General features: G+C 46.8%; 11 protein-coding genes. 3 read left to right on the top strand and 8 right to left on the bottom strand.

The features are described from left to right. Window positions 1-22 precede the first annotated feature (22 nt). Entirely contained in the window at window positions 23-1048 is a 1026-nt protein-coding gene (locus JZI27_RS21455) for a YkvI family membrane protein (RefSeq protein ID WP_251245195.1), read from the top strand. 113 nt (window positions 1049-1161) lie between these two features. Here the strand turns inward: JZI27_RS21455 and JZI27_RS21460 are convergent, their stop codons facing one another. Next, window positions 1162-1626, bottom strand: a complete 465-nt coding sequence (locus tag JZI27_RS21460) for a TetR/AcrR family transcriptional regulator (protein WP_481752838.1) — start codon at window positions 1624-1626, stop codon at window positions 1162-1164. A 2-nt stretch (window positions 1627-1628) separates the two neighbouring features. On the opposite strand from JZI27_RS21460, the gene JZI27_RS21465 reads away from it, so the two are divergent. Together JZI27_RS21465 and JZI27_RS21470 are read left to right on the top strand one after the other, a co-directional pair. After that, on the top strand, window positions 1629-1802 hold the full coding sequence (locus JZI27_RS21465) for an SDR family oxidoreductase (RefSeq protein WP_481752839.1): 174 nt from the start codon (window positions 1629-1631) through the stop codon (window positions 1800-1802). Between the two features lie 252 nt (window positions 1803-2054). Beyond that, window positions 2055-5108 (top strand): hybrid sensor histidine kinase/response regulator, encoded by a 3054-nt coding sequence (locus JZI27_RS21470; protein WP_280209220.1) that lies wholly within the window; start codon window positions 2055-2057, stop codon window positions 5106-5108. A gap of 333 nt (window positions 5109-5441) precedes the next feature. On the opposite strand, the gene JZI27_RS21475 is transcribed toward JZI27_RS21470, so the two are convergent. From JZI27_RS21475 to JZI27_RS21505, 7 genes are all read right to left on the bottom strand, one after another. Continuing rightward, window positions 5442-6158 (bottom strand): ABC transporter ATP-binding protein, encoded by a 717-nt coding sequence (locus JZI27_RS21475; protein ID WP_251245199.1) that lies wholly within the window; start codon window positions 6156-6158, stop codon window positions 5442-5444. 1 nt (window position 6159) lies between these two features. Then, complete coding sequence (locus tag JZI27_RS21480) at window positions 6160-6921, bottom strand: ABC transporter ATP-binding protein (protein ID WP_251245200.1); 762 nt, start codon at window positions 6919-6921, stop codon at window positions 6160-6162. Next, on the bottom strand, window positions 6921-7877 hold the full coding sequence (locus JZI27_RS21485) for a branched-chain amino acid ABC transporter permease (RefSeq protein ID WP_251245201.1): 957 nt from the start codon (window positions 7875-7877) through the stop codon (window positions 6921-6923). The genes JZI27_RS21480 and JZI27_RS21485 overlap by 1 nt, the downstream gene beginning before the upstream one ends. 17 nt (window positions 7878-7894) lie before the next feature. Next, window positions 7895-8761 carry a branched-chain amino acid ABC transporter permease gene (locus JZI27_RS21490; RefSeq protein WP_251245202.1) on the bottom strand — a complete coding sequence of 289 codons (867 nt, stop codon included), beginning with the start codon at window positions 8759-8761 and terminating at the stop codon, window positions 7895-7897. A 95-nt stretch (window positions 8762-8856) separates the two neighbouring features. Further along, window positions 8857-10047: an ABC transporter substrate-binding protein gene (locus JZI27_RS21495; protein WP_122911300.1), complete on the bottom strand. Its 1191-nt coding sequence runs from the start codon at window positions 10045-10047 to the stop codon at window positions 8857-8859. Window positions 10048-10179: 132 nt separating this feature from the next. Continuing rightward, window positions 10180-11133, bottom strand: a complete 954-nt coding sequence (locus tag JZI27_RS21500) for an aminoglycoside adenylyltransferase domain-containing protein (protein ID WP_280209226.1) — start codon at window positions 11131-11133, stop codon at window positions 10180-10182. 191 nt (window positions 11134-11324) lie between these two features. Beyond that, on the bottom strand, window positions 11325-11966 hold the full coding sequence (locus tag JZI27_RS21505) for an NAD(P)-dependent oxidoreductase (RefSeq protein ID WP_280209227.1): 642 nt from the start codon (window positions 11964-11966) through the stop codon (window positions 11325-11327). Between the last annotated feature and the right edge of the window lie 81 nt (window positions 11967-12047).

Here is a 12047-nt window from a genome sequence, read left to right on the forward strand (position 1 = left end):
TCAGAAAGGAACGGGCCTGGTCATGAAATTATGGGGAAAAAGTATTCAAATCGCTGCTACCTACATCGGGACAGTTGTAGGCGCGGGATTTGCAAGTGGACAAGAGATTGTTGCCTTTTTTACGGCGTACGGTCACGCAGGAACCCTGGGGATCTTGCTGGCAAGTGTACTGTTTGTCTGGTTGGGCTACAAAATGATGTGGCTTGCCCATCAGATGCGGACACCTTCGTATGAATCATTCAACCAGCGCCTTTTTGGAAACATCATGGGGCGTGCCATGAATGTCCTTGTTTTTTTAACCCTGTTTGGTGTTACCACGGTCATGCTTGCTGGTGCAGGATCAGTGCTGGAGGAACAATTCCAGATCCCTTACCTCGCAGGAATTGTGGGGACAGCCGTACTTGCGCTTTTCGTTCTCCGCAAAGGTCTGGAGCAGCTCATGGTCGTCAACTCGATCGTTGTACCCGCCATGCTGGTCTTCTCGCTGCTGATTTTGCTCGACAGCTACGACACCTCTCCACTTTCCACTCAACCACCCGGTGATTACGATTTTCTTTGGAAAACAATCCTCTACGTCTCCTTTAACCTGGCAATGGCACAATCGGTCCTCATTCCCATTGGCTACTCCGTTCGAGAGCCCGTTGTCTTGATTCGTGGCGCCGTATTGGGCGGTATCGGACTTGGCTTCATGATGCTGATCGTCCACTCTTCCCTTCTCGCCAACTGGAATCAGGTTCGCTTGCTGGATGTCCCTATCCTGTTCGTGACGGACAAATGGGATGCTTGGCTGCAATTGTTTTTGGTCTTCGTGATGTTTTCCGAAATTTTCACCACGCTGATCTCCAACGTGTTCGGTATTGGCCAGCAGCTACGCGAGCTGTTTGAGATTCAGGAATCACGGCTATACCTGTTCCTTTTTGGCGCTACGTTACTGCTCTGCCTCATTGGGTATTCAGAGCTGCTGATGTTTTTGTATCCGCTCTTTGGTTATTTAGGTCTGGCTACCCTCCTACGAATCAGCTGGCCAGGTCCCTCCCGACTTCGATAAATCGAAAAGATGCAGGGACTCCTTCCTGGGAGCAGCCTGCATCTTTTTTATGGAATGGATACTATGGACGCAAATACGAAAGCAGCATTTCTTTTAACATGCGCTGTTGAATTTTAGGCGATCACTTTCTGGATCTCTATGTAATCCTCGATACCGTCAAACGGATTTTTGGCAAAGGAGGCATAGCTTTCAAATGCTTCTCGAAATTTGGCGGACTTGCTGATCTGCTCCGTATGATCCCCCATGAAAAAATCCAAAACCTGTTCCAAGCGCTCATAAGCAGAGCCTTTCCCATTCGCAATGCGTTTAAAATGCTCTACGTTTTTTTCCAAGCTGCTGACAGCCACCGCAACAATCAGTCGTTCCTTTTTCGGAAAATATCGAAACAAGGTTGCCACGCCAATCCCCTCAGCATCCGCGATATCTTGCATTTGTACACAATCGAGCCCGCTCTCCAGGAATAATTTTTCAGCAGTCGAAACGATACTACTATAGCGGTTATTTTTTTTCTGTTCACGAATTCCATTCGGTGTCATGGTTCGTGTGAACTCTGTCCATCCGGGGGTATATCGTGACACCGATGAGCGCTCCGTCGATGGCACTATACAAGGATTATTTCCTGTCACAAATCGCGCTGCCAAACCTTGGACAGGCAGAAGAAGTAGCGAATGCCATCTTGTTCCTGGCCTCGGATGAAGCTAGCCACATTACAGGTATCGAGTTGCCGGTTGACGGCGGTGTAACAGCAAAATAAGGTCACTTATATAAAAAACCAAACTGCTTATATCCGACGAGGATTGAAGCAGTTTGGTTTTTTTGTGGGATGTCTGTTCATTCACTACTGATGGGAACCTCATAATTCGTATACGCTTTCTTCTGAAGCTCTCCTCATTATAAATCCACTGCGAAAAGTGATTCTCTTTTTCAAAAGGATATTGTGGAACCTTGTCGAAATAGGCTCGTTATGATAACTAAGAGGAAAATAATACTCATCGTTGCCCTATTTTTGGCATTTCTTACTGCCTTTCGCTTCATGTGGCTTCATTTCTATACATCTCCGCAACATCCATTTGCTGCCCAAGGTGTACTGGATGTACGGGACTGGGATGCGTTCAATGATCATTCCCTATCCTTGGACGGCGAATGGGAGTTTTATCCGAATGTGCTGCTGATGCAAAATAATGAGGATCATGTTTCGCTTCAAGCCAAAAGAGGCTTGATTACGGTGCCAGGCAAGTGGAACCACTCCCTTCAACCAGATACTCCTCAAGTGTTCGGGTACGGCTCGTACCGCTTGCGCATTCTGGTCGATCCTGAAAAAGGGAACTCTTTTGGGTTTCGGGTCCCAAGGATTCTTACCTCCTCGGAAATCTATATAAATGGAGAGCTGCAATCACAAACTGGACGGCCTGCTGAAGATAAAGAGCGCTATGCCCCACTAGATAAACCAGCTACCGTTTACTATACTCTGGAAAATGGGCGCGAAATTGAGCTTGTCATTCATGTAGCGAACTTTGACAACACCAGGAGTGGCGGTATCGTTAACTCGATAGACTTTGGTTTGGTGGGACCCTTGAATCAATATGTGAGCTTTGCTAATAATCTGGTGAGCCTGGCGGTTGTTGCCTATATCATTCATGCGGTTTACGGTTTTATTCTGTTTTTCGTCGTCAAGCGGGATACTCGCATCTTCCACTTTTCTATGATGATCATCTGTGTCATACTGGCCACTTTGACTGACGGCGAACGACTTCTGTATGAATGGATCTCATTCAATTATGAGTGGAGTGTCAAGATTGTACATTTGACGGTGGTAGGCGGAGGCTACTTTCTGTTTCAATGTTTTCGCCATCTGCTGCCCACCTTTATTCGCACGAAGGTTTTCTTTGTGTATGCCATCATAAGCGGAATATCTGCCTTGTCCATCCTGACACTGCCTCTGAGCTACAGTGTGCAGCTTTATCCGATCTACCTGGTGATGATGGCTATCCCTTGCTTCCTGGCACCTATCGTCATGTTCCGGACGACTTCGAAAATTGACAAAAACAATATCTTTTTGCTGTTGGCCATCATCGCCTCCATGAATAGTCTAGTTTGGCTATTCATTATAGAAAGGCAGCATGTAGATATTTTTTCGTATCCTTTTGATCTCATTCTGGCCATGATTTTGTTTGCATCTTACTGGTTTAAACAATATTTTATCATCCTGGAAGAATCTCAGAAGCTGACAGCCAAGCTTCAACAATCAGATAGGGACAAAGACGATTTTTTAGCTACTGTCGCACACGAACTGCGCAATCCGCTTCATGGCATGTTGAATCTCACGCAATCAGTTTTGGATCGTGATAAAAATGTTCTTGGAGCCAAAAGCGCCAAAGATTTGGACATGCTCATTACAGTTGGCAGACGTATGTCGTATTTACTTAATGATCTGCTGGACTCGGCACGACTGAAGACGAATCGGATTGTTCTCCAGCCTCAGCGGATATCTATTCACATCGTCACGGCATCTGTCATTGACATGCTTCGACACATGACGGAAGGTAAACCCATCCTGTTCGTCAACCAGATTCCCAGAAACTTTCCTCTGGTCTTGGCTGACGAAAATCGAATCATTCAAATTTTATTCAACCTACTACACAACGCGGTAAAATACTCACACTCTGGCGAAATAGCCATTCGTGCATCGATTCACAACAATTGGGTCAGTATTTCCGTGATTGACTCGGGAATCGGCATGAATGATGAGGTACTGGAGCGTGTTTTCCAGCCGTATGAACAGGCAGATCAGCCATTCACATCCGTAGAAAGAGGCTTGGGTCTTGGGTTAAGCATCTGCAAGCAATTGGTGGAAATGCACGGAGGAACTCTGGTAGCCAGCTCTAAACCACATCACGGCTCTGCTTTCACTTTTACATTACCGCTCTCTCCTTCCAGCCTGCCGGAGGTTGAGGATAATCACCTGTTGAAAGAAGCTACGAGTCTGGAGGAAGTCAGTGCCACGTCTTCGTCCAATGACTCGCATACAGCAATAAAGTCAACAGCTTCCTCTGACGGGACATGTATCTTGGCGGTCGATGACGATCCGGTCAACCTGAAAGTGTTGGTGAGTATTTTTGCGACAGAACCCTATGAGATCTTCACTGCTACCAGCGGTACCGAAGCATTATCTCTCCTCGACTCGCGGGAGTGGGATTTAATCATTACAGATGTGATGATGCCTCACATGTCTGGCTATGAATTGACTTCTCGCATTCGGGAGCGCTTCTCTGTCTCCGAACTCCCAATACTGCTGTTGACTGCTAGCAACCGAGATGAAGATATAGAAGCGGGTTTTCGGTTAGGCGCCAACGACTACGTGACGAAGCCCATGAATGCGACAGAGCTAAAGGCAAGAGTATCATCGCTTACCAATCTCAAGCAGTCGGTCAATGAGCGATTGCGCCTGGAAGCTGCCTGGCTGCAAGCTCAAATCAAGCCGCATTTCCTTCTGAACACGTTTAACTCCATCGCGGCATTGAGCAAAATGGACATAGACCGAATGGATGACCTGATGGAGGAACTGTCCAATTATATGCGCCTAAGCATTGATTTTCAAAATTTCGCAAAAGTAGCCCCGCTAGAAAATGAATTGACGCTGGTTCGTGCTTATTTATACATACAAAAGGAACGCTTTGATGAACGACTAGAGGTCGTTTGGGAAGTGGATGACCACATACAGCTGGACATCCCTCCCCTCACGATACAGCCCCTGGTGGAAAACGCAGTCATTCACGGTATCTTAAAGCGTGTGGAGGGTGGACAGATCCGTATCCGAATCACAGATCGTGGCCAGGACGTCGAGGTGTGCATTACAGATAATGGGGTTGGGATTGACGAGGAACAGCTTAAGTATATTTTAGACAAACAGCCAGGGGAGCGTTCTGGTATCGGCTTGTTGAATACCGATCGTCGCCTGAAACAGCATTATGGAACGGGTCTTACGATCGAGAGCAAGCTTGGCAAAGGCACAACAGTATCCTTTTTGATTACTAAAAAGAACCTGGGCGCTCATCATTAAAAAAGGGTGGAGGTAGACTCCACCTTTTTTACATGCAAAGCAGCTTGATATGGGGTAACCAAACGCGTTGAGTCTTGTTACAGTCTGTAATCGGTGTATCAAAATAGTCGTTTCTGACCACAGCCCACAATGCGTTCAGAGACATCAGTGGTTATATCGACAGAAACGCCGTTTGCATAGCGATTAGAAAACTTGGCTACGCCAAGCTTTTGGCGGAGCCTTAGTTGCACTTATACTATCTTCCGCTAATCTTTTTAGCGCTTTAGCGCACTCAACACTTTCCGATAGTACAAAAAAAGCCCAAACGGTGTGTTTGAGCTTTTTTGCGATCCCTTACTCGTGCTTTCTTCCACCCAAGTAAGCTTCTTTTACCTTTTCATCTGTAAGCAAGGATTCCCCTGAACCTTCATACACGATCTGTCCCGCTTCCAAAACATATCCGTAGTCTGCGATTTTCAACGCTTGCTTCACGTTTTGCTCGACGATCAGGACAGTGGTTCCTTCTTGATTGATCTGCTTGATCACCCGGAAAATGTCGGAGACGACGATAGGAGCCAAGCCCATCGAAGGCTCATCCAAAAGAAGCAGCTTGGGTCTCGACATCAGTGCACGCGCGATTGCCAGCATTTGCTGCTGGCCACCTGACATGGTCCCGCCCAATTGGGACAGCCGTTCTCTCAAGATCGGGAACCAGGTCATCATTTTTTCCATATCGTCCTTGATACCTGCCTGATCATTGCGCTGATAGGCGCCCATTTCCAGGTTTTCCAATACGGTCATTTGTCCAAGGATGGCTCTGCCTTCCGGTACCAGCGAAAGACCTGCCTGTACCAGCTTGTGAGGCTTCCATCCCTCTACGCTTTGCCCCTGAAAGGTAATCTTGCCCTGGTCAGGTGTGAGCAATCCTGCAATCGTTTTCATGGTTGTTGTCTTTCCTGCTCCATTGGCTCCGATCAATGCAACAATCTTTCCTTCTTCTACATCAAGCGAGAGATTGCGGATGGCTTTGATCTGACCATATGAAGTGCTTAACCCGCGAATGCTAAGCATATTACTCGTCCTCCTTACCCAGGTACGCCTCGATCACATCAGGGTGGTTTTGTACTTCCTGCGGCTTACCGTCCGCAATTTTGACCCCGAAGTTAATACACACGACCTTGTCACACAAATTCATGACCAATCCCATGTCGTGCTCTACAAGAAGAATGGTAATACCCATCGAGCGAATGTTTTCGATCAGGTTGGTCAAATCTTTTGTTTCACTCTCGATCATACCTGCAGCAGGCTCGTCCAGCATCAAAAGCTTTGGCTCGGCAGCAAGAGCTCTGGCAATTTCCAAGCGGCGTTGCTGTCCGTACGCGAGCGTGTCAGAACGTACATCCGCCACATGAGTCAGTCCTACGAAGTCTAGCAGCTGTCTCGCTTTTTCCATCACTGCTCGTTCTTCCTTGCGCTGCTGTGGAGTATGCAGCAGGGATGACCAGAAGCCAGCACTCGATCGAGTGTGGCACCCTACCCGGATGTTATCCAGCGCGGACATGTGGCCGAACAAGCGAATATTCTGAAAGGTACGGGCAATGCCCAATTCTGTAATTTTGTGAGGCGCCATGCCATTGACCTGTTGACCGGCAAAGGTAATCGTTCCATTCGTCGGTGGAAAGATTCCGGTTGCCATATTAAAAATCGTCGTTTTTCCAGCACCGTTCGGCCCGATCAGACCGACGATTTCGCCTTCTGATACAGTAAAGCTGACATCACTCAATGCCTTAATCCCACCGAAGGTTTTTCCGACATGTGAAAGCTGCAACAACATCATTCCACCCCTTTCGGCTGATCATTGTGTTTCTTATTTCGACGAAACAGCTTCTGCAAGGTATCGGAGCCGATCAGTCCACGTGGTCGAACAGCCATGACCAGAACCATGATAGCACCGTAGAAAATCATTTTGTACTCGGCCAAACCACGCAGCACTTCAGGCAACGTCGTAAGTGCAATCGCTCCGAACAGGGCACCCCAGACTACTTCTGTTCCGCCGATTACAGCGAAGGAGAGAATCTCCACGACCTTGTGGTAGTTAAAGTCATTCGGCGTAATCGCTGTCGTGATGTGGGCAAACAATCCACCACACAAGCCTGCCAAAACAGAGCCGATGATAAAGGCCAGCATTTTGTAATAGTTCACCTGAATTCCCATCGCTCTCGCTGCAGTCTCATCCGCGCGGATCGCTTCAAATGCGCGTCCCAGACGTGACGAGTTCAAGCGAAGAGTCAGGAACAATATAATGAGAAAGAGGAGGAGCATGAACACCAAGGTTGAAAGCGACTTGATGACCGGAACCGTAACTCCAAGCGATTGTGCGGTAATCCCGAGCATCTTTTCCCAGTCGTACAAGTACGTACCCAGCGATTTCAAGCCGGTAATTCCCAATGCTCCATTCGTAATTTTCATGTTCAACAAGATGACGCGAACCACTTCACCAAATCCAAGCGTTGCGATTGCCAGGTAAAGTCCATGTAATTTCAATGTCGGAGCACCGATCAAAAGCGCGATCAGCCCAGCCATCAGCGCACCTGCCAAAATGGCAATAAACAGCGGCATATCTGCATTTTTACTCAAGATACTCGATGTATACGCGCCAATGCTCATGAACCCGGCATGACCGAGTGAGAGCTGTCCAGTGGCCAACGTAATGAAAATACTGATCGCCAAAATGCAGTTCAATACGATAAAGGTAATCACCTGTAAATTATAAGGATTCAAAAAATCCATCCTCAATCAACTCCTTTCTAGGCTTTGCGGCCAAATAAGCCCTGCGGCCTAATCAGCAAAATGAGGATGATTAAACCAAATGCTACAGCGTCACGGTAGGAAGACGCACCATAAGCCACCGTAAAGACTTCAATGACCCCCAGGATCAGACCACATATCATCGCACCCGGAATGCTGCCGACACCACCCAAGATCAATACCGCCAAGCCTTTAAAGCCGAGCGTCATCCCCATCGTGGGAATCAATGCCGAATAAGTCATCCCGATCAGCATGCCCGCAATTCCCCCCAGACTGGAGGCAAGTACGACAGTCGTTACGATCACCACGTTGGTGTTAATTCCCAACACACTCGCAGTTTCCGTATTTTCAGCTGTCGCGCGAATTGCTTTACCAGCCTTGGTCTTGTTGATCCAGAAGTGCAGAACCACCATCAGAATAATGGAAATCCCCAGAATAATGAGATCTACCGCACGAATTTGAACAGCCCCTAGCTGAAATGACGTGCTTCCCACCGTATCAGGAAACGCACGGGAATCCGCTCCGAAGAGTTTGTGCATTCCTTCTTCCAGCAGCGTGGCAAATCCAATCGTACTGATCAGTGAAGCCAGGTGAGGAACATTTTTCTTGCGCAATGGACGCATCGCCGTAAACTCCAGAATAAGTCCAAGAATCCCCGAAACGACGATGGAAGCGATAAAGGCCACTGCGATTGGCATGTCAAAGCTCGTCATCAAGATCAGGCCGACGAAAGAACCAAAGATGAACACCTGACCATGTGCCATATTAATAATGCCCAGTACGCCGAAAATCAGCGTATAACCGAGGGCAATCAACGAATACGTACTGCCGACGGTCAAACCGTTAACAAGTTGTTGCAAAAACACGTTCCTTCACCTACTTTCATAAAAATGCTGGGAAAGGGATTGCCCGATAGCGTTCAGGCAATCCCTCTAGTTTGAAATAAGAGTTATTTTTCTGCTTATTCAAACGGTACGAACTTTCCATCTTTCGCTTCAACGACAACTGCGTCGCCGATTGGGTTACGTCCTTCATCGAACGAAAGCTTTCCGGATACACCTTCAAAGTCCTTCAGTTTTGCCAGCTCGTCGCGCAGAGCATTGCGATCAGCGGTTCCTGCAGCGAGCAAGGATTGAGACATGATGTACAGGCTGTCATAAGCTTGTGCAGCAAATTGGTCTGGTTTAGAGCCGTATTTTGCTTCAAACGCTTTTACAAACTTCTGAACTTTCTCATCCTGTTTCTCCGGGCTGAATGGAGTCGCTACGATCAGTCCTTCAGCGGCAGGTCCAGCAATTTCAAATACTTTCGGATTATTAAAACCATTTCCGCCTACGATCAGGGAGTTGATGCCCAGTTCTCTTGCTTTTTTCACTACCATCGAACCTTCTTTGTACAGAGCAGATACCAACAGTACATCAGGGTTCAATTGTTTGATTTTGGTCAATTGGGCGGAGAAATCCACGTCGCCGATCGCGAAAGTAGTCTCACCCAGGTTTTGCAGACCCATTTCTTCTGCAGTCTTTTTCATGGTTTGGAAACCTGAAACAGAGAAATCGTCATTTTCAGCGTAGATAAACGCTGCTGTTTTCGAGCCTTTTTTCTCGATCGCTTGTTTCATAGCAGTTGGAATCGCGATTGATTCTGGCAAGGAGTTGCGGAAAACGAATTCGCCAATATCATTGATGCCTTCTACCGTGTTGGAAATCCCGAAGATCGGAGTTTCTGCTTCGTTGGCAACAGGTCCCGCTGCAAGCATTTCACCAGACAGAGTTGGTCCGATAATGGCGACAACATTATCTTGGTTGATTAATTTGTTCACGGAGTTGATCGCACTTTCCTTTTTCCCGCCCGTATCTTCATATTGGATTTCGATCTTCAATTTGCCCTTGTTCGTTTCATTAAGCTCTTCCAAAGCCAAATCCAAGCCCTTTTTCTGGGCCTCTCCATAAGCGGCGCTGGAACCTGACAAAATGAATACGCCACCAATTTTTGCCGTGAATTCACCAGCACTCTCAGTTGGTGCAGCATTGTTTGTCTCTGGCGCTGCTCCGGTACTGCTCGGATTAGATGCTCCGCTGGAACAGCCTACTAGCAAGCTTGTCCCCAACAGTACGGACAGTAATGATTTGGAAATACTATTCCCCTTCATGAAAAATCCTCCCACTTCTTTTAATCTTTCTTAATATTTCAAACATGAAGTTATTCTAAGGTATACTTACATAAAACGCAATCTTTCATTGAGCTTAATTGAAGTAAGAATGCAATCAAACCCAAGAATCATCTAGTTTTTACATATTTGTATCATTTCTTTCATATATCCCAAGGCATCATTTCTTCTTGTGATAGGCGAGGTGTAATAGGATGTAGACTCTCCCCTTCGTACTCGCATCGCTTCTTTCAGGATGGTGTTCCACTTTTCTGGTGCATGACTACAAGCGTATTCTCCCGCTCCTAGCTTTGAAGCAATGTCCTTTTCGCGAAAAGAATAAAACAATCTCGATATTCCCAGCACTCCCCACTCGATCATTTTTGGACTCATATACATTCCCACAAAATGGATCGAGGGAAACCTTTCACATCGACGTACCCAATTCACCCAATAGGAATCCAGATTGCCTCGCAGGAATTGATGTAACAGCTCCCAATCGATGGACAGGCCATACGTACGAGGGTCGCTTCCTTTTACTGTTATTCCGTAGGTAACCAGCTGGTAAGCGTCAATTGAATGCTGGTGAAATACCTCTTCTCCTTGATAGTTTCCGTCCCGAAACGAAAAACATGGCTGGGCTTTTTGTTTTAAACCTTCCATCGATTCCTTCGTTATGTAAAAACCGTCCAGACTCGCACTTGGAAATGCTCGATGAATGCTTTTATGAAGTTTTTTTATCCGAATGCTCTCCTCTTCTGTCCATTTTCTTTTTATCAATGCAATAAAATCGATATCACTTGCTCCCTCCTGGAAGGCTCCTATCGAAATGGACCCATATACATAAAAGGCTTCAAGCAGGTTCGGCAGTTCCCTTTCAAACCATACAAAATAAGCGTGCAAAATCTCTTGTACGCCTACTGGTATTTGATTCATGACTCTGATCCTTCCTTGATCCAATGGACGAGATGCCTGAAAAACATCTCTGGTTCTTCCAGCATCGGATTGTGTCCGCTCGAGTATTCCCTCTCCCTCCATGGAAAAGCCCAGGTTGAATCCTTCGATCGAGATGATGCCTTTTGTTTCCATTATTTCTACGCTGCCTTTCTGGCGTGAATGCCCTTGATCTCTACATTTCTGTCCCAAGCAAATCCGGATGGTAAGGAGGCTTCCTATCGACGATGCCACCTACCATTATAATCCAATTCACACGCAGTGGAAGAACAAAACATGAAAACAAAAAAGGCACTGCCCGCTTGCAGTACCTTCGCTCATCTGGCTTACTCTGATTCAGAAACAACGGTAAATCGTTCATTCTTATGTTGCGGGTTCTCGATTTCATCCAGAACGGCAACCGCATAATCCGCATAGCTGATGTAGCTTTGCCCTTTTTCGTTAGTGATCAGATGGTCTTTTCCTTTTTTGTAGGAGCCGGTTTGTTTTCCTTGGGGGTCAAAGAATGCTGCTGGACTGATGAAGGTCCATTGAACATCGGCAGATTGCTGAAGGTCCTGCAGGTTTTGACCCTGATTCGACGCTGTTGCATAGTACTCCTTAGGAAATTCGGCGGTATCCATCAAACGAACAGTCTTTGCTTCATCGACAAACAGGCTGCCAGCACCACCTACGACGATCAACCGTGTTCTGGCTAAACCTTTTAATGCCTGAATCAATACGCGTCCTGCTTCTACATGCAAATGCTCTTGCCCTGGCGCAGCACCGAAAGCATTGACGACCACGTCGTAGGCTTGCAAATCTTCCGCGTTCAGATCGAAAACGTCTTTTTCCTGTATCTGTACCTGAGGGTTTTGTACCTTCAAGGCGTTTCTGACGATTGCAGCCACCTCATGACCTCTGGCAACGGCTTCCTCCATGATCAGACGACCGGCTTTACCGCTTGCTCCAATTACGGCTATTTTCATCCTGTTTTCCTCCCACTATAAATTAATGTTTTCTCGCGTTTGCTCACTCATTCTTAGATTTTCAACCATCAACATTCCAGA

This window comes from Brevibacillus sp. AY1 (assembly GCF_029870785.1).
GTDB classification, from domain to species: domain Bacteria; phylum Bacillota; class Bacilli; order Brevibacillales; family Brevibacillaceae; genus Brevibacillus; species Brevibacillus invocatus.